Here is a 22436-nt window from a genome sequence, read left to right as displayed (position 1 = left end):
GACCCTCCCCCCGGGAGGGCGCATTGGCGATGTCAGCGCGGGAACGACCGACTTACGGGCTTGCGAGATAAAGCACCCAGCCCCCTTTGCCTGAAAGCGCCCACCCGAGGCTCGGGCGCGGCCCTCTCGCCTCACGCAATCGCGGCGTTGGTCTTCATCGCAAGCTGCCCCTTCGCCCAAAGCTGCAGCACTTTCAGCGCAATCGGCACCACGATCAGCGTCGCCGCCGTCAGCATCAGCGCGCCGGGCAACGCCCAGACTCCGCCAAGCGCGAGCCAGCACCCCGCCGTCGCCGCTGCCGGGAATGTGAACGCCCCCCAGAGCGGCGAGAAGCCTCCTGCGAGCAGCCAGCGTATCGACACGACGAGCGCCAGAAGAAAGGCCGCCGCGAGGATCGCCATCGCCTGTGCGATCCCCATCGCGCCGAACGCGCTCGCCACGGTGCCGATCAGCGCGGCTGGCGCTAGGTGAATGGCGAGCAGCGGACGCAGCGGTGCAGGCACGCGCTCGCGGGAGAATTGCTGCAGCGAGATCATCCAGATCACGACCGCCGACAGCATTGCGACCCAGAACATCACCAGCGCCACCATATCGAGCCCGAGGATCACGCCCGCCACTGCGCCCACGATCCAGCCCGAGAAGGTCAGCTGCCATGTCGGATTGACGCGGCGCTGCTCCGCCGGGCCGGTTGCGAGCGTGTAGATCACCGCCGCGATCAGCCCCAGATGGACGACCACGCCCAGCCAGAAGATGATCGCTGCCAGCCCACCATAAGGCGCAAGCGAAGCCGCGATCAGGTAGATCGTCAGCGTTCCCGCGGCGAGCCCCGCACGCCCCGGCAGCACGCGCAGATCCTCGAACACCACGCCCGGACGCCGCACGACCTTCGCGCCGTAGGCTATCAGCGTGAACAGCGCGAGCAGCGTCACCGCGCCCAGGAACAGCTCCGCCAGATCGGGCGGCAGCGCGAATTGCCCGACGCCGCGCCGCCACGCGACCCCGAGGCCCATCAGCCCCAGCACGGGCGGGAACATCGCGGGCGGGGTGCGGCGAAACAGGCCCTTGGGCGTCATCTTGGGCGGGGCGAAGGACATGCGCTCTCCTCGGGCAATCGGCAAATCATTTCGGTCGCGCAGAAGCTTGCAATATTTCGCGCGCGGCGAAAAGCTGTCCGAGGTGCGACAGGGTGTCAGGAGGCAAAATGGCGGGACATGGATATGAATCGGGGCGGCTGAACCTGCCCTTCGTGGGGATCTCCACTTTCGGCAAGCGCGCATACGTAGCCGACTGGGATGCGATCGAGGCGGATGTGGCGGTGATGGGCGCGCCCTTCGATTTCGGCACGCAGTTCCGCCCCGGCGCGCGGTTCGGGCCGCGGGCGGTGCGCGAGGCCTCGACCCTGTTCTCCTTCGGTCATGCCGGGGCTTACGATCACGAGGACGACGCGACCTATCTCGGGCCGGAGGTCACCATCGTCGATATCGGCGACGCGGATATCGTGCATACCGACACGGTGAAGAGCCATGCCAATATCGAGACCGGCGTGCGGGCGATGCTGAAGGCGGGCGCACTGCCGGTGGTGATCGGCGGCGATCACTCGATCAATATCCCCTGCATCCGCGCCTTCGAGGCCGATTGCGCCGAGAAGGGCCCGATCCATATCCTGCAGATCGACGCCCATCTCGATTTCGTGGACGAGCGCCACGGCGTGACCGAGGGCCACGGCAACCCGATGCGCCGCGCCGCCGAGAAAGGGTATGTCTCGGGCATCACCGCGCTCGGCATTCGCAACGTCTCCTCAACCTCGAAGGAGGGCTATGACGCCGCCCGCGCGATGGGCGACGATTTCCTGAGTGTGCGGCAGGTGCGCAAGCTGGGGGCCGAGGGCGTGCTGGCCCGCATCCCGGAAGGCGCGCGGATCTATGTCACGATCGATATCGACGGGTTCGACCCCTCGATCGCGCCCGGCACCGGGACGCCGAGCCATGGCGGGTTTCTCTATTACGAGGTGTTGGAGATCCTGCAGGGCGTGGCGAAGACGCACGAGGTGGTGGGCATCGATCTGGTCGAGGTCGCCCCCGATTACGACCCCACCGGCTCGACCCCGATCCTCGCGGCGCAAGTGCTGCTGAATTTCCTCGGCTTCATCTTCCACACGCGACAGTCAGGCGGTGCGCCTGCGGCGGGCTGAGAAGCCGCCGGCGGGGATATTTTCCTCAAGGGGAAGGGTTAACCGGGCAGCACCCACAGGGTCGCCCCGAGGCTATGCGGCTGCGCGCCGGTGCCCAGCTTGAAGCGCATCCGCCCTGCCCCGTCCTCGCTATCCACCGCACCCAGATCGAGCTGTCGGATGCCGCGCGCCTTCAGCCGCAGCGCCGCGTGCCAGAGCATCAGATTATGCGCGCCCGAAGCGCGCCCCTGCGGCCCGGTCCAGCCGATATGATAGCTCGCCCCGTCGCCATGAAGCAGGAAGATGCCGCCTGCGAGGCGCTCTCCCTTGGCATCCTCGATGCGCAGCGCGAGGAGGTCATCCGGACTGCGATCTGCCCAGGCGCGGGTGAAGCCGGGCGGCAAGGCGCGGTAGCCACGCGCCCGTTGCTGCGCATGATCGGCGGCGAGGAGCCAGTCAATCTCGGGGTCAAAACTCACCTGAAGTCCCGCGCGCTCCGCCGCCGCCAAGCGATTGCGCCATTTCCCCGCCAGCCCGGCGCGCAGCGCCTTCGTCTCGGGCTGCAAGGACCAAAGTGCGTGGTGGCGGGGCGTGATCAGCGGGACCAGCCCGATCCCGGTCAGCGGCGCGTCCGGCGTCGCGAGGATGATCCCCCATCGGCGCGCAATCCGGCGCAGCACCGCGATTTGGAGAGAGCGACCAAGGCCCGGAGCGAAGACCGGCCCGCGCGACAGAAGCCACAGCCCGCCGCGCCCGATCATTTGGGCCAGTGCGATCCGCCTGCCCGCCTCCGTGATCTCGAGCCGCAGAACGCGCCGCCCCCGCGCGGCAGCAAGCGTCCCATAGAGCGCCGCTTGCTGAAAGGCTGGCGGGCGCCCCGGCGCAAGCGCGCGCAACGCCCGATCCCAGCCCGCATCGGGGCCTGACAATTGCGTGAGACGGACAGGTTTCATCGCCGCCATTAAGGCTTGCTTTACCTAAGCTGGGGTTAATGAAGACGCGAAACATGACAACCCTGAGGCGAAATGACCCGCGCTCCTGAAAATCCCCCGCGTGCAAAGCGCAGACAGCCTCTGCCTGCCGGGAAATCGTTGCAGGCGCGCAAGACCGACGGGCCGCCACATCTGCCAGCTCCGCACGCCACGCTTTGGAGTGCGTTTTTGGTCGCGCTTTTCGGCGCGGCTCTCTGGCTCGGCCTTCTTGCGATTCTCAAGTTTTCCAACGGCTTCTAAACGCTTCAGTTCAGAACTTGACGCGAACGTCACCTTTGAGTGGCTCCGAAGACACGTTTTTGATGGCAAGCCGGCAACAGAACGTGACGTCACCGCGATGCGCCGATTGATTTACACCTTCCGGGTGATAGCGTCTTCAAAAGGAATTCCTTCGAGACGTTTGTATCTCTTTTGGATCTCCTTCGGGACACGTTAGGGAAGAGGAACATTATGAAACGTGTGATGACTTCGATGGCCGCACTCGCGATTGGCGCAGGCGCGGCCCATGCGGGCGGCGTGGAGCGCTCGACGCAATCGGTCGGCATCCTGTTCGAACAGGGCAATTACGCAGAATTCAGCGTGGGCGGCTTCAACCCGGATGTGTCGGGCACCTACCCGCTCAACAACTCGAACTCGGGCGACATGGCTCCGGGTTACGGCACGGTGAGCCTTGGTTACAAGCAGCAGCTCAACGACCAGTGGGATCTCGCGGTCATCTTCGACCAGCCCGTCGGCGCGAAAGTGAACTACCCCGCAGGCGCCACCGGCATTCCGCTTGCAGATTACCCGATCGCAGGCTCGAAGGCCTCGATCAAATCGTCCGCAGTCACCGCCCTCGTGCGCTATAAAATGCCGAACAACGTCTCGGTTTATGGCGGCCTGCGCAGCGAAAGCGTCCAGGGGCACGTGACCCTGCCGGCTCTCGGCTACTCCATGTCCACGTCGGACGAGACCGATTTCGGCTATGTGGTCGGTGCGGCTTGGGAGAAGCCCGAGATCGCCGCCCGCGTGGCGCTGACCTACAATTCGAAGATCGAGCACGAGTTCTCCGTGACCGAGAATGGCTCGCCGAGCGCCCCCTTCACGACGACGGTTCCGGAATCGGTGAACCTCGAGTTCCAAACCGGTATCGCGAAAGATACGCTGGTTATGGGCTCCGTGCGCTGGGTCCATTGGAAGCAGTTTGACATTACCCCTCTCGGTTATTTGGGTACGACCGGCGACCCTCTAGTCAGTTACAACGACAACACGATCACCTACAACATCGGCCTGGGCCGCCGCTTTACCGACCAATGGTCGGGCGCGATCATGTTCGGCTACGAGAAGCACCAGGGCGGCACCGTCGGCAACTTGGGCCCGACCGATGGTTACAAATCGGTGTCCTTCGCTGCGAGCTATCAGGCGACCGACAACATCAAGATCACTGGCGGTCTGCGCTACGTCGATATCGGCGACGCGAAAACCACGCTTCCGCCGGGCGTCCAAACCGACTTCTCCGGCAATGACGGCTGGGGCGCGGGTCTGCGCGTTGGCGTTAGCTTCTGATCGCAAGCCTCTGATACTTCAGGAAAAGCCCCGCCTCGTGCGGGGCTTTTTCTTTGGGCCTCGGCAATGCCGCAAGTTCCGGGTGGTGCGCGTCGCTGCCGCCCGCTAGATCGAAGCGATGAAACACGCACCCGCCCCTTTATCCCTCACCCCGCTCGCCTGGGCGCTGCTCGCGGCGCTGGCGCTGATCTGGGGCTCGTCCTTCCTGTCGAACCGCGCAGCGTTGGAAGGCGCGGGCGTCTTTACCGTGGTCTTCCTGCGCGTGGCCTCGGGAGCGGTGCTGATCTGGGCCTATGTCGCGCTGCGCCGCATGCCGGTGCCGCGCCACCCGATCTATCTCGGGCATTTCCTGATCATGGGGCTGCTAAACAACGCCATTCCCTTCTCGCTCATCGTCTGGGGGCAGAAGCATATCGATAGCGGGCTGGCCTCGATCCTGAACGCCTCGACCGCGATCTTCGGGGCGCTGGTCGCGGCTGTTGTCTTCACCGACGAGCGGCTGAGCGCGCGCAAGGCCACCGGCATCGCGGTGGGCTTTGCGGGCGTCGTCGTGGCGATCGGACCGGATGCGCTGAAAGGGTTCGACCTGACTTCGGCGGGCCAGCTCGCCGTGCTGGGCGCGGCGCTGAGCTACGGGTTCGCCGGAGCCTATGCGCGCTTTGCAATCAGGGGGTTACGACCCGAAGTTGCCGCGGCCGGGATGCTCACCGGCGGCGCGATCTGGACCCTGCCGATCCTGCTTGTCACCGAAGGCGTGCCGAGCTTCGATTACGCGCCCTCGGTCTGGATCGCGATGCTCTGGCTCGGCTTCGGCTGTTCGGCGCTGGCCTACCTTCTCTATTACCGCATCCTCGCGCTGGCGGGGGCGGCCAACCTCGCGCTTGTGACGCTTCTAATCCCGCCCGTCGCGATCCTCGCGGGCTGGGCGGTCTATGGCGAACGTCTGGGCTGGGCGGAGGCCTTGGGCTTCGCGATCCTCGCCCTCGGCCTGATGATCCTGAACCGCCGCCCCAAAACCCCGTGACGCGCGCGCCTTGCCGGGCTACACCGGGGCGAAAGACCAATGGGGACCACATGATCTATTCCAATCGCGCCGAGTGGCTGGCCGCCAAATCGAGGAAGGTTGCGCTGTTCGGCATGTCCGGCCTCGGCAAGACCTGGGCTGCGAACCTCCTGCGCGACGGGGGCTGGTTCCACTACTCCGTCGATTACCGGATCGGCACGCGCTACATGGGCGAATATATCGCCGACAACTTCAAGCGCGAGGCGATGAAGAACCCGTTCCTGGCGGAGCTTCTGCTGTCGGACTCGGTCTATATCGCGTCGAACATCACGTTCGAGAACCTCGCGCCGCTCTCGACCTATCTCGGCAAGCCGGGCGATCCGGCCAAGGGCGGGCTGCCCTTCGAGGAATATCTGGAACGGCAGAGCCAGCACCGCACGGCGGAGATGGCGGCGCTGCTGGATACGGCGCATTTCATCGACCGCGCGAAGCAGATCTACGGGATCGAGAATTTCCTGTGTGATTCCGGCGGCTCGATCTGCGAGGTGGTGGACCCCGACGATCCCGAGGATCCGATCCTGACCTCGCTGTCGCAGAACCTTCTGATGGTCTGGATCGAGGGCTCCGAGGCGCATACCGAGGAGCTGATCAACCGCTTCTCGCGCGCGCCGAAGCCGATGTATTATCAGCCCGAGTTTCTGGCCGCGAAATGGGCCGAATATCGCGATCTGAAAGGCGTGGCGGAGGCGCAGGTCGACCCCGATGATTTCGTGCGCTGGACCTACGCACAGGCGCTGGCGCATCGTCAGCCGCGCTATGCAGCGATGGCGAAAAACTGGGGTGTGACGATCCGTGCCGAGGATCTCTACCTTGTCCGCGACGCGAAAGATTTTACATCGCTGATCGCTGATGCTTTGCCCGCGTGAGACGAGACGCTTCGCGCATCACTTTAACTTCGCCTTGTAAGAGATTGAGAAACAATGCCGATCAAGCTTCCTGAGAACCTCCCCGCCTTCGACATCCTGTCGCGGGAAGGCGTGATGGTGATGTCGCCCGAGCGCGCATCCCGGCAGGAAATCCGCCCCATCCGGATCGGTCTTCTCAATCTCATGCCGAAGAAAATCCAGACCGAGAACCAGTTCGCCCGGCTGATCGGGGCGACGCCGCTGCAGATCGACTTCCAGCTGATCCGCATGAGCGAGCACCAGACGAAGAACACCGCCGCCGCGCATATGGAAGAGTTCTACCGTCCGTTCGAGGAGGTCGAAGCCACCGGCGAGAAGTTCGACGGGCTGATCATCACCGGCGCCCCGATCGAACATTTGCCTTTCGAGGACGTGACTTACTGGGAAGAGCTCAAGCGGATCTTCGACTGGACCCAGACCCATGTCTTCTCGACCTTCGGCGTGTGCTGGGGCGGGATGGCGATGGCCTATTACTTCCACGGCGTGAACAAGCATATGCTCGATCACAAGGCGTTCGGCTGCTTCCGGCACCGCAATTGCGCGCCTGCCTCGCCCTATCTGCGGGGCTTCTCGGACGATCTGCTGATCCCGGTCAGCCGCTGGACCGAGATGCGGCGCGACGAGCTGGAAGCGGCGGGCATGACGACGCTGATCCATTCCGACGAAACCGGGCCCTGTCTGGTCGAAGATCGCGCCCATCGCGCGCTCTATATCTTCAACCATCTCGAATATGACAGCGGCACGCTGAAGGAAGAATACGATCGTGACGTCGCGTCGGGGAAACCAATCAACGTCCCCGCGAATTACTATCCTGAGAACGACCCGAGCCGGGTGCCGACCAACAGGTGGAAAAGTCACGCCCACCTGCTTTACGGCAACTGGATAAACGAGATTTATCAGGAAACGCCGTATGATCTGGCCGAGATTGGTAACTAGCCTTGTCGTGCTGCTGCTCATCTTGGGCGGCGCGACATGGGGGTTGGAGAGCTGGCGGGCCCGCATGGCTGAGCAGCGCTATCCCCCCAACGGCATCTTCGTCGATGTCGGCGACCAGCGCGTTCATATGGTCATCAAGGGCGATCACGGCCCGGCGGTGGTGTTGATCCACGGCGCGTCGGGCTCTGCCCGCGACCTGACCTTCGATCTCGCGCCGGAACTGGCGAAACGCTATCGCGTCTTCGTGCCCGACCGTCCGGGCTTCGGCTATTCCGACCCGCTGCCGGCGGATCAGGACACGATCGAAAATCAGGCCAAGCTGCTTCAGGAAGCGACCAAGCTCGCGGGCGCGGACGATCCCATCGTGCTTGGCCATTCCTATGGGGGCGCGGTGGCGATTGCCTGGGCGGTGTATCAGCCCGGCACGCTCTCGGGTCTGGTGCCGGTCTCCGCGCCTTCGCATAGCTGGGATAGCGGGCTGCCGCTTCTCTATGAGATCACTTCGCCGCCGCTGGGTCAGGCGGTTGTGGTGCCGCTGATCTCGGCCTGGACCCCGCCTGCGATCATCCGCTCCGAGGTCGAAAGCGTCTTCACGCCGCAGGAGATGCCGATCGGCTATCTGCACTGGTTCGGCCCCGGCATGACGCTGCGGGTGGAAACGATGCGGGTGAATGCCCGTCAACGCGCCAGCCTGAAGCCGGAAATTCAGGCGATGATCCCGCATTACCCCGATCTCGACCTGCCGGTGATCTCGGTCCATGGCACGGCCGATACCATCGTGGGAGAGCAGATCCACGCGGTGCCGTTCACGAAAGAGGTGCCGGGGGCGGAGCTGATCTCGCTCGACGGGATCGGTCATATGGTCCCGCATGTCGCGTTGCAGCAGACGGTCGCTGCGGTAGATCGTGTGGCCAAGCGCGCGGGCTATTCGATCCCGATGCGCCCGGCTGCGGAATGAGGGCCGCCTGAGCGCCCGCCCCCCGGCTTTGCACGCAGATCACAGACGCGCGGTCGCCGCCCCTTGCGGATGCGGCGCCGCTTGCACCGCCTCGGCCCGCACAGCATACTGCCGTGAAACGACAAAAGGCAGATCATGGCCAAGGACAAGAGCGACCCGCCGTTCGACATCCCCTTCGTGGGCGACATCACCCGCTACCTTGAAACCGAAGCGCCCGACGCCGTGCGCGAGGCGATCGAAGAGGCGGGCAAGGATGACATGCTCTCGCCCTCCTACCCCTATGACGAAGAGATGAAGCGCAAGAAATACGACCGCCAGATGGAGGCGCTTCAGGTCGAACTGGTCAAGATGTTCTGGGACGCCAAGGAAACCGGCAAGCGGATCGCGGTGATCTTCGAGGGGCGCGACGCGGCGGGCAAAGGCGGCACGATCGGGCGGATGCGGCAGAACCTGAACCCGCGCTCGGCCTATGTCGTGGCGCTGCCGAAACCCACCGAGACCGAAGCCACGCAGTGGTATTTCCAGCGCTATATCGACTGGCTGCCCGCAGCGGGCCAAATCGCGATGTTCGACCGGAGCTGGTATAACCGCGGCGTGGTCGAGCATGTCTTCGATTTCTGCACGCCCCAGCAGCGCGAGCATTTCTTCTACCAGCTTCCCGATTTCGAGAAGATGCTGGTCGATGACGGGGTCATCCTCGTGAAGCTCTGGCTGAACGTGGACCGCGCCGAGCAGCTGCGCCGCTTCCTCAAGCGCGAGAAGGACCCGCTCAAGCAGTGGAAGCTGAGCTGGATCGACGTCGAGGGGCTCAAGCGCTGGGATGCCTATTCCGAGGCGATTCAGGAAACGCTGGAGCGCTCCGACACCGACCATGCACCCTGGACCGTGATCCGCTCGGACGACAAGAAACGCGCCCGGATCGCCGCGATCCAGACGGTGTTGAACGCGGTCGATTACGCGCATAAGGACCCCGAGGCGATTGGCGAAATCGACGAGAAAATCTGCGGCGGCATCGACGTTCTGAATGTCTAAGCAAGGCTATCATCACGGCAATCTGCGTCAGGCGCTCGTCGCCTCCGCGCTGGAGCTGATCGAGGAGAAGGGCCCGACCGGGTTCACGCTCTCGGAGGCGGCGAAACGCGCAGGCGTGACCCCGGCTGCGGTCTATCGCCATTTCGAAGGGCGCGAGGACCTGATCGCGGAATGCGCGCGTCAGGGCTATCTGATTTTCGGCGATCTTCTGGATCATGTGTGGAACGGTGGCAAACCCTCGGCGCTGGCGGCGTTCTCGGCGGTGGGCCGGGCCTATCTCGCCTTCGCCCGGAAATATCCGGGGCACTACATGGCGATGTTCGAAAGCGGCATCTCGCCCAACCGCTCGCCCGATCTGGCAGCGGTGGCGAGCAAATCGAGCACCGCGATGGAACGTGCGACGCGCGCCCTGATGGAACATGTGCCGCCGGAAAAACGCCCGCCCGTCGCGATGGTCGCAGCGCATGTCTGGGCGATGAGCCACGGTGTGGTGGAGCTCTATGCGCGCGAGGGAAACCGCTCGCCCTATGCCCCCGAGGATCTCTTGGAAAGCGGCATCGGCGTCTATCTGCGCGGCCTCGGCCTGATCGCCCCGGATTGAACCGCCCTGCCCCGATTTTGCCGCGCCGCGGCATGCCCCCTGCATAGAAAAACGGGCGGAGGTTTCCCCCGCCCGCGTAGATCAGACGATCCGCCTGAGATCAGAACTTGTAGGACGCGGTAAGGTTCAGCGTCGTGGTGTTCAGATTGTTGGTGGTGCCGTCGAAGTTGTTGCCGTCACGATAGTCGAGCTCGGTCCCGACGGTCCACTTCGGGTTGATGGCATATTTCATGCCGATGCCAACCAGCGGAACGGTGTCGGAATAGCCGTTGCCCGCGCCGTCTTCGGCGTCGACATAGGACGCACCGAGCGTGCCGTAGAACAGCATGTTGTTGTAAGGCGCACCGGCGATCATCTTGAGGTCGGTCATCGAGTTGACCTTCGCACCGGAGTTGCTGTCGTCGATATTCGCAGCGTTATAGGCCAGCTCGCCACCGAGGACATAGTTGCCGAAGTCATAGAGGTAGCCAGCGTGGGCACCACCGACGACGCCGTCGCCGTCGATCGACTCGTTCGCTTTGCCGTAGCCGAGCTGAACACCGGCGTAGAAGCCGTCCCAGCTGAACTGCGCGGGCGCCACTGCGACCGGAGCCGGGGTGACCTCGGGGGCCGGTGCCGGGGTGGTGTAACCGCCCGCCATTGCGGCGGAGCCAGCGAGTGCCAGAATGCTCGACGTAACGATAATACGTTTCATGTTTCTCTCTCCTGTCTTGGGGGTTCATCCCCCGTTGAGACGTTTTGGATCAGATCCGTTGCCCGGACCTATGCCCCCTGAATGCGAAATCAATCCGGTTGGTTCCAAGCATGAGCGGCGCTTTGCCGAACATGTCGCAAGACGTGATCGAAGCGACAAATGCTGCAGGCGCAAAATGCATTGGCAAGACTAGACAAAGCGGGGGTTCCTTTGGTTAATGAACACACGTTCATTTCCAGGGAGGATCACATGGAGTTGAGTGAAATTCGTGCCGTCATCACCGGCGGCGCCTCGGGTCTCGGGGCCGCGACCGCCCGGCACTTCATTGAGTCGGGGGCGCAGGTGACGCTCTTCGACCGCGACCGCGCGGGCGGTGAGGCCTTTGCCGCCGAGATCGGCGCGACCTTCGCCGAGGTCGACGTGACCTCCGAGGACAGCGTCGCCGCCGGGATCGCCACCGCCGTCGAAGCGATGGGCGGCATCAATGTCGCCGTCAATTGCGCGGGCATCGCCACCGGAGAGCGCGTCGTGGGTCGCGAAGGGCCGCACCGGCTCGAGAGCTTCGCGCGCACGATCGACATCAACCTCGTGGGCAGCTTCAACGTCGCCCGCCTCGCCGCCGCCGAAATGGCCCGCAACCCCGGCCCCGAGCGCGGCGTGATCGTCAACACGGCCTCCATCGCCGCCTTCGACGGGCAAAAGGGCCAGGCGGCCTATGCGGCCTCGAAAGGCGGTATCGTCGCGATGACCCTGCCGCTGGCCCGCGATCTCGCCAGCCAGGGCGTGCGCTGCTGCGCGATCGCGCCGGGCATTTTCGCGACGCCGATGATGAAGGGCCTGCCGCAAGAGGTGCAAGACAGCCTTGCCGAGGAAGTGACCTTCCCGAAACGGCTCGGCGATCCGTCGGAATACGCGAAACTCGCCGGTTTCATCGTCCAGAGCGGCTATCTGAACGGCGAAGTGATCCGCCTCGACGGGGCGCTGCGGATGCGTTGACCTCACGTTTATGAAGGCTTTGCGAAGGATCTGAAAAAATCCGCGAAAAACGGGTTGCAAGGGCGCGCGAGGGCGGCTAAATCCCGCCCTACAAGACGACCCCTGATGCGGAGAGGTGGCAGAGTGGTCGAATGCGGCGGTCTCGAAAACCGTTGTCGGTGAGAGCCGACCCAGGGTTCGAATCCCTGTCTCTCCGCCACTTCCCTTGGATGTCCACAGGGAATTTTGACGTTTAATCAACGCCTTAAGCAAAACCCCTCACTAAGTAGCTGGCATCTGCGTCGTGTTTTGCACCACAAAATGATACACGTTTTGCACCACAGCGAAGGGTGCGCTCTATGACGATCTCCAAACGCGGGAAGGTATGGCACCTCAGACGGCGCGTGCCTGCAGCCTATGCTTCGGTAGATAAACGCCGAGAAGTTGTATTGTCGTTGAAGACCGACTCCGAGACGATCGCGCGGCAAAAGGCTGCAACCGTCTGGCAAAGTAAGATCGAAGCTTGGGAGGCGAAGCTCGCTGGTGACAGCGCAGATGCGGAAAAACGCTTCGAGGCAGCCAAGCGGCTTGCCAGTGCGCGCGGCTTCCGCTTCTTGGAGGCACCCCGGGTCGCAGACCTTCCTTTGGCCGAAATTGTCGACCGCGTGGAAGCCGTTCCGGAGACTGCAGGACAATTCGACCAGGAAGAAGCGCGCGCCATGCTTGGCGGAGCCGTCGCACCTGCCATTACGGTGACGCGCGCTCTGGATCTGTTCTGGGAGTTGGAGCGTGACCGCGTTCTTGGCAAGAGCCACGACCAGAAGCGCCGCTGGAAGAATCCGCGCCGGAAAGCCATCGCGAACTTCATCGCCGTAATCGGCGACAAGCCTATGCAGGAGATCACCCGCGACGACATGCTGGAATTTCGCGATTGGTGGATGGAGCGCCTTGAAACTGAAGGGCTGACCGCAAACAGCGCCAACAAGGATCTCACTCACCTCGGCGACATTCTCAAAAGCGTGAATGCGAAGAAAAAGCTTAAGTTGGATCTTCCGCTTTCCGATCTGAAATTTAAGCAGGGCAAGGCGCGAGAGCGCCCTCCATTCTCCGATAGCTGGATCCGGGAAAAACTTCTGGCCGAGGGCGCCTTAAACGGTCTCAACGATGAGGCGCGAGCAATTTTTCTGGGCATGGTAAACACTGGGATGCGCCCGAGTGAACTCGCCGCCCTTCACCCGGAAGAGATCGTGCTGTCGGCTGACATCCCTCATCTGAACCTGCAACCGCTCGGCCGTGCGCTGAAATCGAACAATGCCGAGCGGATCATCCCGCTGCTCGGCGTCTCGCTTGAGGCCATGAAGGAGTTTCCTGACGGGTTTCCGCGCTATCGTGGCGGCTCGGCTTCGCTCAGCGCGACCGTCAACAAGTTCCTGCGTGAAAACGGTCTTCTTGAAAGCACGGAGCACACACTTTATTCGCTTCGGCACAATTTCGAGGATCGGATGCTCGAAGCCGATATCGATGAGCGAATCCGGCGTGACATCATGGGGCATGCACTTGGGCGACAGCGTTACGGCAAGGGCGGTCGGCTATTGAAGATCAAGCGACTGCTTTCCCCGATCGCCTTCTGAGCAACGATCGCCCTCGCTCTCTCCAGCGGGTCCCCGGATTGACGCGCGCGTTCGAGAGCAACTTCCCGATCCAGCCTAGCGAAGATCGGCGCATAAACGGGATCCTCTGCAACCATCAACGCGACCTTGTCGCGCGCCGCGACCAGCCGCGCAAGCCAGCGCGCGGCATCGCTCGGCGAGCGAAGGGCCTGACTGGGTATGTGGTGCGAGGTAGGCACTAGGCAACAGTTCTCGGTGCCGCGCGAGCGCAAGCTCGGCGGAGGAAGGGTTTTGCGGCCCGATTGGGTTCGCGGCTGGTGATACCAAGTATAGGGAGCGTGACGCCGCAACTCACGGCAAACCGCGCCGTAATCCACAGAAAACTTAGACCGGAAGCGCTCTAACCGACTATAATTGCGCATTTTTGTCCGGTTCCGGACGAGAGCGACTAACATCCTGCGATAAGTCAGGCTTTTTTGAAGCCGGCGGGCTGATGGCTCACGCCACCCAACGGGATGTTCCGAAAGCTCCATCGATACCAAAGCCGTGAACAAATCATTCGCTGGCTCGCTTGCAGGCGCGAATTTGGTCCGCCCCTCAGGTCTGGCCATTCAGTGCGAAGGCTAGCGCGCAGACGCCCGAAGCGCTCACGGCCCGTCGGGTAGAATTTCGTGGTAATCCTCGGACGCGCCGATCTCTGCCGGCTCGAGCGCGTCTTCGACCCTTTCATCCTCATCACCCTTGGAACCCCCAAGGCGGTCGAGAAGCGCTTTGATCCGCAGGTCCAACTCGTTCAGCCCACACGCCGCAAGCGTTCGTGCACGAGTGCCATCAATTCGATGACCTCCATCTCTCGTTTCTCGCGTTTCTGCGCGTCCTTTTGAAACGCTTCGATCGCGTCGCTCATCATACCCGCGGCTCCCGCGATCTGCTGCGATATTGCGCTGAGATCCTCGATCATCTGGTCCAGTCGCTCGACGACCCCACGGTCTTTCTCGATGGCCAGGAGCGCTTGGAGGTCTGGAATGAGCGCTGCGATACGTCTGTTCGACTCGATCAGATCCAGGATGTCCTGACGTTTCACTTGGTTCGTGTTGCTTTGTGTATCGGGCATTCAGGGCCTCCAATTTTTTGCGTGCTTCGAAGAAGAGATTTTCGGGAAGTGCGGTGACGAGACGCGCGACGAGCCCGCCCATCAGGTGCTCGGTTACAAGACGATGGAGCAGACCGGCAATCGGCCTCAGCCCATGCGTCGTTCGGCGAAAAACCGTAGGTCGAGGCCTTGGCATCGCCTCGAGAAACTCGGAGAGATCATAGAATTTCTCGGGCGCCTCGAAACGGTGCCGAGCTGACATATCTCGGGCAACAGATAGCCAAAGCTCTTCCAGTTTGGCAGGCGCCTTCGCCAGCTGGATTTTCCGCTCTCGTCCGATCCCGTTAAAGCGCTGGAAAAGTTGCTCGAACTGATCTGTCATCAGGGGACCGCGAAGCGTGACACTGCGTTGAGTTTCACCATTCCGAAACCGGAAAGTCGTGCCGTTTGCGGTGGCGGTCTCAAAGGTCAAACCAAACTGCTGCGCCAAGGGGCGCAAGCCCTCGAGCAAAACATCTCGCTTTGGAATGCCGGGCTTTGCGAGCAAAATACCCGCACGGACCTCCGCAGCCTCCACAAACGCCTCCAGCGGCTCAAAACGGGACAACTGATTGTTCCTCCGTGCCTCTGCGATCTCCTTGAGAACTGCGTCCGGTGATTTGATCAGACGCATCCGCTCAAAAGCGCCCGGGTCATCAAATCCGAAGGTCATGTTGATCGTATCGACGAAGGCCCGCCAAAGTTCGGTCGCGCGCCTGCCGGGTGGGCTTGGGTTGAAAGCGCGAACCGATCCATCAGGCCGGATCACGCAGCGCGGAATTGCGAAGTTCAGCTCCAGCCTGTTCGTGTGAGTGTGGGTCGAGACAAGAATAGCGGGCCTCTTCTCGACCGGCACACCCGGAAAAGCGAGCGCGAGCGCGAAATCGAGGATACGGCTCACTTTCTCGCGCTCCTCGGAACCGCCAGCGTTGAACTCCCGAACCGAGATATCTGCCTCGGTGAAAGTCAGTGTTAAGGCGGTCAACCTGTGCCGCTGCTCAAGGTTCTCGATAGTTCGAATGACTCGTGTCGGGCACCCCATCAGAACTTCCGGCGCGGGGTATCTGCGCACCGAAATGTATTTCCCGTTCACCAGCTTAGGGACTTCCTCGGCGACGAAGTAGTCCACGACATTCTCGTAGTCGGCCTTTTCCTTTTTCTTGAACCGTGTCCAGCCGAGGATCATTTTTTCCCCTCTCCGAACAGTGCGTCATACATCCGGTCGAGCTTGGCTTCGACCGTAGCGATCAACCGCAGATCATCGGGAGCGACAGTTCTTCGCCAGACCACTTCCGTTGCGATCAAGCGCAAGCTTTTCTCGATGAGATTGAAGGCGGACAACACCTGCACTGCGGCATCTTCTTTCTTGGTCGATCCATCTGACAGATCCAAATGAAAGGCGCAGCGGCGGACAAACTCGGAAACCGGAACGCCCAACTTGTCGGCCGCCGATTTGATCACCTGCCACTCAGCGTCGGTCGCCTGAATTTCTCGCCGTTTTCTCCGCTCGGCTTTCGTCTTCCTTGCCATTCTGATCCGCTCCTCTCCGCGCGTTTGCGGGACTTTGGGTAGACTTGATGGGAGGAGTATGGAGACCGGACCTGAAAAACCGGCAGACAGAATCACACAAAATGAAAAGCTGGCCGTTGATCGAGAAAAGCCTGTGCCTCGCCCTGCCCCGGACACGCACCCAATTGCGCCTTGCACTGGAACCGGCGAAAGAACATCCTGTTCGCGAATTTCGAGGGATCCATGAGCAACAACGACATCAAAGGCTTAAGCAGTTTTGTCGGGTCAATTGGCAGAGAAACGACATCAACCAACCCGGTCAGCAGGCGCCACGATTAGCTTAAATTACGCCGGATTCTGTCCAATGATCGAGGAGTAGCTCACATTGCCCAGACTATCCGGATGACCATCGATGGAAGACGGCCAGTAGTGTGCAACCTTGACCTGACGTGCCTCCAACACCGCAACATCGTCCTGCAGGAGATGGCTGATACCGTGCTCTTTAGGACTGTTGCTATTGCGAGCGCCGATCACAAAGGCAGCTCCGCCTGTTAAGCTGCCGTTCGCTGTGGCTGGCATGCAGGTCAGCATTGCACCCCAAAGCCGCCGCTCGTGTGTCGCGCGGCACCTCTCGCCGGCCTAGGCTCAGTCAGGCATAAGGTGCCTAGGTTCAGGACCCATTGATTTCAGCAGAAGGGCATGATTCACCGCACGAAAACAGAGCGGTGACATGTCTGATCTATTCTGGCTGAGCGATGCGCAGATGGCGCGTCTGGAGCCCTACTTTCCGAAGTCCCATGGTAAGCCGCGCGTCGATGATCGGCGCGTCCTGAGCGGTATTATCTTCATCAATCGTAATGGGTTGCGATGGCGAGATGCGCCGAAGGAGTATGGCCCCCACAAGACGCTCTATAACCGTTGGAAGCGTTGGAGCGACAAAGGCATCTTCGCGAAGATGATGGCCGGACTGGCTGCCGGGCATGGCGAGAAGAAGACCGTGATGATTGACGCCACTTACCTGAAGGCCCACCGCACGGCGTCCAGTCTGGGCGTCAAAAAGGGGGGCGCGGCCGCCTGATCGGACGGACCAAGGGCGGGATGAACACGAAACTGCATGCCATCTGCGACAGCCAGGGACGCCCTCTCAACCTGTTCGTAACGGCAGGACAGGTCAGCGATTACATCGGTGCCCGGGCGCTTTGCGACAGTCTTCCGGATGTCGACTGGCTGCTCGGGGATCGCGGTTACGACGCCGACTGGTTCCGCGAAGCGTTGAAAGACAAGGGGATACGCGCCTGCATCCCGGGCCGTAAGCAGCGGAAGACACCGGTGAAGTATGACAAGCGCCGCTATAAACGCCGCAACCGGATCGAGATTATGTTCGGCAGACCCAAGGACTGGCGGCGGGTAGCCACGCGATACGATAGGTGCCCGAAGGTCTTCCTCTCGGCCATCGCTCTCGCCGCCACGGTCATCTACTGGCTATGTGTCCTGAGCCTAATGTCCGGTGGCAGAAATCGTGTTTCAGAAACTTCACCATCGGCCAGCGACATTCATCTGAACACAAAGCGAGGTTTTCCCTGTTGTTCAGAACGTAAAATCTTGGTTCATTTGATATAAGTAAGGGGTTCGATATTGATCAAAATTCTTCACACCGCCGACGTCCATTTGGATTCACCTCTTCGATCTCTCGCCTTGCGAAATTCTGAGCTTCGCGACATAATTGCAGCAGCCTCTCGGTCCGCTTTCAGCCAACTTGTCGATCTCGCCATTTCCAAAGAGGTCGCCGCAATTCTGATTGCCGGAGATCTCTTCGACGGGAAAGAACGCAGCGCCAGAACGGGCGCCTTCCTGACGAGTGAGCTAGAACGCCTCGGCAAAGCCGGGATCAAGGTATTCTACATAAGGGGCAACCATGACGCGGAGAACCCGATCACCGGGACGCTCGATCTGCCCTCCCACGTTCACGTCTTCGATGCACGCGGAGGCAAGGAACAGTTGGCCGACGATGTCTGGATTCACGGTGTCAGCTTCGCAGACCGCCACGCGCCCGACAGCCTTCTGCCACGCTTCAAGGCGCCGGTCCAAGGCGCGCTGAACATCGCCATGCTGCATAGCTCGCTTGGCGGTGCGGCCGGCCATGACATCTACGCCCCCTGCAGCGTCGCAGATCTTGCCGGCATGGGCTTCGACTACTGGGCGCTCGGGCACATCCACAAACGGCAGGTCCATTCGCAAGCGCCATGGGTTGTCATGCCGGGCATTCCGCAGGGGCGCGACATCGGCGAGTCCGGACCCAAGTCCGTGACACTGCTGACGATCGAGCAAGGCGTGATCGAGGTGACCGAAGTGCGCACTTCGATTGTTGAATTCGCCCAGTCCGAGGTGGACGTCACAGACGCGGACAGCGACGAGGCCCTTCGCGGGACGCTGAAGCGCCACCTGACCGCGATGCGCAGCAAGATCTCTGCGCCTGTCGGCGTGATCCGTTTGACCATGACTGGCAGGCCGGTGCGCCATTGGCAATTCCTGAGGGATCGGGATTTCTGGGTCGAACAGGTGAACGAACTCGCCCGTGCCGCCGGTGATCTCTGGCTCGACAAGCTTCTGCTCGACCTTTTGCCGCCGGAAGCGGACGAAGACGCAAGCGGCGCCGCCGATGAGCTGGCGACAACGATGGCAACGATCCGCGGAGAACCCGGTTTCGCTGCCTTGGCCCGGGAAGAGGTCGAGTCCGTCATGCAAGATCTGCCAGTTGGACTGCGCGACAGGTTGATGGCGGACGAGGCCGCGCGAGATGCACTGGTGAACCGGTTGACCAAGGCTGGTGCCGATCTCGTCTTGGCGCAGATGAAGGGGTCCGGAAACTGATGCGGATCCAATGCCTCAACCTAGAACGTTTCGGTCAATTCACCGACAGGGCGTTCGACTTTGGGTCCGCGGGCGACGGCCGTGACTTCCATATCATCTACGGCCCGAATGAAGCTGGGAAGACGACCACGATGGAAGCAGTCCTGCGGCTCTTCTATGGCTTCCCGCTGCGCGAGGGTTACGCCTTCAAACACCCGCGCAACAATCTTCAGGTCTCCGCCACACTGGATGTCGACGGCGCCATGCGCAGCTTCACGCGCCTGCCCACGCGCAGCGGCTCTCTGGTCGATGAGACGGGTAATGCGCTGCCGGAGGCCGCCCTTTCCGCACATCTCGCGGGCTTTTCGGAGGAGGACTACCGTCGCCTTCTTTGCCTGGACGATGTGACGATCGAGCGTGGCGGTGAAGAGATCGCGAATGCCGAAGGAGACATCGGCCGCCTTCTCTTCTCGGCCGCAGCAGGCGTCGCCGACCTCAGTGGCGTTCTGGACGGCGTTCGCGAGCGAGCCGACGAGCTCTGGAAGAAACGTGGGCGAACAACCCGCGTCGCAGAACTGAAGCGCGACCTTGCCGAGGTGGAAAGAGAGATTAAGGACCTCGATATCACTGCCAGCGCCTGGAAAGCCCTCAAGCGGGATCTGGCGAAAGCGCAGAAAGCCGAGTGGGTCGCCCGCACGGGGCGAGATGAACTGAACACGGCCAAAACGCGCGCCGAAGCGCAAAGGCGCGCGTTGCCGCTGATGGCTGAAATTTTCACCCTCGAAGCGGCGATTGCCCCCTTCTCGACCTATCCCGATCAACTCGATTTCGATCCAGAGCGTCTGATCGAGCTTCGCAGCGATCGGGGTATCGCCACACAGAATGTCGAGCGCCTGACCAAGGAGATCGCGGGACTTCAGGATGAGCGCAAAGGAATCTCCATCGATCCCAGGTTCCTTGATCTCTCGACAGCGCTTGATGTTCTCGAGGACCTCAGTGCGAGGGATCGTAGCGCACAACTCGATCTCGGCAGACGTAAGGACGAACAGCTGGCGGCAGAGGCGTCCATGAAGCAGGCCGCGCTAGACCTTGCCGTCGACTCGCCGGACGTCGAGCTGCAAAGCCTAGTTCTGTCGACCGCAGATATCGCTACACTGGAGGGCGCCAGGGAGACCCTAGGTGCGGCCATTTCCCACGTGGAATCCGAAGCCCGAGAAGTCTCTGAGCTGCAGGACAAGGTGACGGTAGCGACAGAAGCCGTGCAGGACAGTGCGCCCGCGGCGAATGGTGCCCCGCGGGTTGCAGATGTCCTGCTGCGCTTCGATGCGGATCACCTGGCCCCCGCCCATGCTGCTGCGCTTCAGGCCATCGAGGCCGCGAAAATCAAGGCCGACCGGTCTCTGGCGGCGCTCTCCGTAGGAGGCGTCATCTTCGACCATTTGCCCGCCTGCCCCACGTCCCGCGTTCAGGCTACAGGCTGGGCCGAGCGCCACCAGGAGGTGGTCGGCGATCTGCGCACAACGACGGATAAACGCGACGAGCATCTGGAGGCCATGGCGGCGCGCAGCGCACAGGCCGAGGCGCTGGCCAAGGGCGCGAAGATCGTCTCCGACACCGAAGCCTCGGACCTGCTTGCCAAGCGCGATGCTCGGTGGTCAGAGCACCTGACAGCCCTGGACACCCGGACCGCCACCGCCTTCCACGAGGCGTTGCGCCAACACGACACCGCTGCAGAGGCGCGCCTAGCCCAGTCCCGCGAACTGGCGCAGCTGCGCGAGATCGGGCAAGCCGAAGCCGAAGCCCGCGCACGGGCCGCTCAGGCAAACCAGCGCCTCGACGCCCTACAGCAGGAACGCAACGGCATAGAAGCCTTGGTAAGCGCGGCGGCCGCGCAGGTCGGGCTGCCGACAAGCATCCCCCCAGCCGCGTGGCTAGAGTGGGTGCTCCGTCACGAGGCGGCCGACGATGAGGCGCTGGCTCTGCGCGAAACAGACGAGGCTCATCGTTCGATCCTCCAACGCGCCGACGCCTTGCTGGCCGAGCTTGCGGGGCTCTTGCCCTATCAGCCGACAGACCTGGGCAGTGCCCTGAACGCGGCACGGCGCGCTGCCGAAGAAGAGCGCAAGCAGGCAGACACCCGAAAGAAGGCCGAGGACTCCCTGCGACAGGCGCAGCGAGATCTCGCCCGGCGCGAAGACCGCCACGAAGAAGCGCTGAAGGCCAGGAACGACGCAGACACGGCCTGGCAAGAGCTGATCCACGAGCTTCTCGGAGCGGCGCTTTCGCCCGAGCGCCTAGTGGCCTCGCTGGAGCCGCTACGCGAGTTGCGCGAACACGAAAAGACACGCGCCGCCGCGGAGCGCAGGGTCAACACGATGCAATCAGACCAGGAGCAATTTGCCCGCGAGGTCGACGCCTTGGCACGTGCCCACGACCTAGAACCCCAGGCGACGGCTGCCCAGACATATGCTGCTCTGAAGACCTTGGCAGAACAGGCCCGCGCGACCCGGGAGGCGGTCGAGAAGCTCGACCGGGCGATCGAAACGGCCAACATCGAGAAGGTCCGAAACAAGGAGAAGCTGCAAGGCATCGACCAGGAGATAGACGCGATCGCCGCGAGCTTCCCAAACGCTGGCGCCCTCAGCGACATCGACGAACTGCGCCAGGTCGCAACCAAGGCTCAGCAGGTCATCGAGGACCGCGTCTCGCTCGACAAATTTAGGCGCAATGTCCTGTCCGAGTTGAACCTCGATGACATCGCCTCGGCCCGGGAGCAGTTGGCGAATCTCTCGGCAGCCGCGCTGGATGCCACTCTCGAGAGCATTCGATCGGATCTCACCCACGCAGAGGAGAATCTAACCCAAGCGATCCAGACCCGCACCACGGCTGAGCATGCACTTTCGGACGTCAAAGGGGATGACCAGGTTGCAGCGCTAGTCGAGCAGAAGGCGACGTTGGAGTTACAACTCGAGGAGGTTGCCTTGAAGCACCTCGAGCTTTCCCTGGGTCATTCCCTCGCCTCCGACGCCATTCGGCGCTACCGCGACAGCCATCGCAGCGGGATGTTGACGGCGACGGAAGGCTGCTTTGCGAGCCTTACTAAAGGGGCCTACCCGTCGCTGAGCACCCAGATCGAAAAGGACGCCGAGGTCTTGCTGGCTGTAGACCGGAACGGCGTTAGCAAGCGCGCCGCCGAGATGTCGAAGGGCACGCGGTTCCAGCTCTACTTAGCCCTGCGCGCAGCAGCTCATGAACAGCTAGTCGCCCAAGGCACGAAGCTCCCGTTCTTCTGCGACGACATCTTCGAGACCTTTGACGAGGCGCGCACCAGCGCCGCCTGCCGCGTGATGGAAACCATCGGTGGTCGTGGACAAGCTATCTACCTTACTCACCATCTTCATGTGGTCGAGATCGCTAAGAGTGTCTGCGATGCGCCCCCTATTATTCATGAGCTTTAAAAGATT

At 62.2% G+C, this 22436-nt stretch carries 18 protein-coding genes, 1 tRNA gene and 1 pseudogene; 14 read left to right on the top strand and 6 right to left on the bottom strand.

All coding sequences use genetic code 11. The features are described 5' to 3' along the window. Positions 1-131: 131 nt before the first annotated feature. Entirely contained in the window at positions 132-1094 is a 963-nt protein-coding gene (locus AC2TZ7_RS11865; RefSeq protein ID WP_489864382.1) for an SLAC1 family transporter, read from the bottom strand. A 107-nt stretch (positions 1095-1201) separates the two neighbouring features. Between AC2TZ7_RS11865 and speB the strand changes: the two genes are divergently transcribed. Continuing rightward, positions 1202-2191, top strand: coding sequence for an agmatinase (gene speB, locus AC2TZ7_RS11860; protein ID WP_489864381.1), 990 nt, complete (start codon positions 1202-1204; stop codon positions 2189-2191). A gap of 38 nt (positions 2192-2229) precedes the next feature. Here speB and AC2TZ7_RS11855 read toward each other — a convergent pair whose 3' ends face one another. Continuing rightward, positions 2230-3123 carry a GNAT family N-acetyltransferase gene (locus AC2TZ7_RS11855; RefSeq protein WP_489864380.1) on the bottom strand — a complete coding sequence of 298 codons (894 nt, stop codon included), beginning with the start codon at positions 3121-3123 and terminating at the stop codon, positions 2230-2232. A 489-nt stretch (positions 3124-3612) separates the two neighbouring features. On the opposite strand from AC2TZ7_RS11855, the gene AC2TZ7_RS11850 reads away from it, so the two are divergent. The 7 genes from AC2TZ7_RS11850 (at position 3613) to AC2TZ7_RS11820 (ending at position 10202) form a co-directional block, all read left to right on the top strand. Further along, on the top strand, positions 3613-4707 hold the full coding sequence (locus tag AC2TZ7_RS11850; RefSeq protein WP_489864379.1) for a hypothetical protein: 1095 nt from the start codon (positions 3613-3615) through the stop codon (positions 4705-4707). A gap of 118 nt (positions 4708-4825) precedes the next feature. Further along, positions 4826-5731 carry a DMT family transporter gene (locus tag AC2TZ7_RS11845; protein ID WP_489864378.1) on the top strand — a complete coding sequence of 302 codons (906 nt, stop codon included), beginning with the start codon at positions 4826-4828 and terminating at the stop codon, positions 5729-5731. Between the two features lie 50 nt (positions 5732-5781). Continuing rightward, entirely contained in the window at positions 5782-6636 is an 855-nt protein-coding gene (locus tag AC2TZ7_RS11840) for an ATPase (protein ID WP_489864377.1), read from the top strand. A 54-nt stretch (positions 6637-6690) separates the two neighbouring features. Then, positions 6691-7611 carry a homoserine O-succinyltransferase gene (locus AC2TZ7_RS11835; RefSeq protein WP_489864376.1) on the top strand — a complete coding sequence of 307 codons (921 nt, stop codon included), beginning with the start codon at positions 6691-6693 and terminating at the stop codon, positions 7609-7611. Beyond that, on the top strand, positions 7586-8569 hold the full coding sequence (locus tag AC2TZ7_RS11830; RefSeq protein ID WP_489864375.1) for an alpha/beta fold hydrolase: 984 nt from the start codon (positions 7586-7588) through the stop codon (positions 8567-8569). Before AC2TZ7_RS11835 ends, AC2TZ7_RS11830 begins: the two co-directional genes overlap by 26 nt. A gap of 135 nt (positions 8570-8704) precedes the next feature. Then, positions 8705-9601, top strand: a complete 897-nt coding sequence (gene ppk2, locus AC2TZ7_RS11825; protein ID WP_489864374.1) for a polyphosphate kinase 2 — start codon at positions 8705-8707, stop codon at positions 9599-9601. Continuing rightward, positions 9594-10202: a TetR/AcrR family transcriptional regulator gene (locus AC2TZ7_RS11820; protein WP_489864373.1), complete on the top strand. Its 609-nt coding sequence runs from the start codon at positions 9594-9596 to the stop codon at positions 10200-10202. The genes ppk2 and AC2TZ7_RS11820 overlap by 8 nt, the downstream gene beginning before the upstream one ends. Positions 10203-10302: 100 nt before the next feature. Here the strand turns inward: AC2TZ7_RS11820 and AC2TZ7_RS11815 are convergent, their stop codons facing one another. Beyond that, positions 10303-10896, bottom strand: a complete 594-nt coding sequence (locus tag AC2TZ7_RS11815) for an outer membrane protein (RefSeq protein ID WP_098410863.1) — start codon at positions 10894-10896, stop codon at positions 10303-10305. Between the two features lie 249 nt (positions 10897-11145). On the opposite strand from AC2TZ7_RS11815, the gene AC2TZ7_RS11810 reads away from it, so the two are divergent. The 3 genes from AC2TZ7_RS11810 to AC2TZ7_RS11800 all read left to right on the top strand — a co-directional run bounded on the left by AC2TZ7_RS11810 (position 11146) and on the right by AC2TZ7_RS11800 (position 13502). After that, positions 11146-11892, top strand: a complete 747-nt coding sequence (locus tag AC2TZ7_RS11810; protein WP_489864372.1) for an SDR family oxidoreductase — start codon at positions 11146-11148, stop codon at positions 11890-11892. A gap of 109 nt (positions 11893-12001) precedes the next feature. Beyond that, positions 12002-12091 (top strand) — tRNA-Ser (locus AC2TZ7_RS11805). 139 nt (positions 12092-12230) lie between these two features. Next, positions 12231-13502 carry a DUF6538 domain-containing protein gene (locus tag AC2TZ7_RS11800; protein WP_489864371.1) on the top strand — a complete coding sequence of 424 codons (1272 nt, stop codon included), beginning with the start codon at positions 12231-12233 and terminating at the stop codon, positions 13500-13502. A gap of 626 nt (positions 13503-14128) precedes the next feature. On the opposite strand, the gene AC2TZ7_RS11795 is transcribed toward AC2TZ7_RS11800, so the two are convergent. The 3 genes from AC2TZ7_RS11795 to AC2TZ7_RS11785 all read right to left on the bottom strand — a co-directional run bounded on the left by AC2TZ7_RS11795 (position 14129) and on the right by AC2TZ7_RS11785 (position 16713). Next, positions 14129-15799: a hypothetical protein gene (locus AC2TZ7_RS11795; protein ID WP_489864370.1), complete on the bottom strand. Its 1671-nt coding sequence runs from the start codon at positions 15797-15799 to the stop codon at positions 14129-14131. Next, a complete protein-coding gene (locus AC2TZ7_RS11790) occupies positions 15796-16143 on the bottom strand; it encodes a plasmid mobilization protein (RefSeq protein WP_489864369.1) in 348 nt (115 codons plus the stop codon). The genes AC2TZ7_RS11795 and AC2TZ7_RS11790 overlap by 4 nt, the downstream gene beginning before the upstream one ends. Before the next feature lie 324 nt (positions 16144-16467). Further along, positions 16468-16713: a hypothetical protein gene (locus AC2TZ7_RS11785; RefSeq protein WP_489864368.1), complete on the bottom strand. Its 246-nt coding sequence runs from the start codon at positions 16711-16713 to the stop codon at positions 16468-16470. A 139-nt stretch (positions 16714-16852) separates the two neighbouring features. On the opposite strand from AC2TZ7_RS11785, the pseudogene AC2TZ7_RS11780 reads away from it, so the two are divergent. From AC2TZ7_RS11780 to AC2TZ7_RS11770, 3 genes and pseudogenes are all read left to right on the top strand, one after another. After that, a pseudogene (locus tag AC2TZ7_RS11780) lies at positions 16853-17607 on the top strand (IS5 family transposase); the annotation flags it as partial. A 150-nt stretch (positions 17608-17757) separates the two neighbouring features. Further along, entirely contained in the window at positions 17758-18993 is a 1236-nt protein-coding gene (locus AC2TZ7_RS11775; protein WP_489864367.1) for a metallophosphoesterase family protein, read from the top strand. Next, positions 18993-22430, top strand: a complete 3438-nt coding sequence (locus tag AC2TZ7_RS11770) for an ATP-binding protein (RefSeq protein ID WP_489864366.1) — start codon at positions 18993-18995, stop codon at positions 22428-22430. The genes AC2TZ7_RS11775 and AC2TZ7_RS11770 overlap by 1 nt, the downstream gene beginning before the upstream one ends. Positions 22431-22436: the final 6 nt, after the last annotated feature.

The sequence above is a fragment of the Thioclava sp. ISO4 genome, from assembly GCF_058105145.1.
This window is presented reverse-complemented; position numbering and strand designations above follow the sequence as displayed.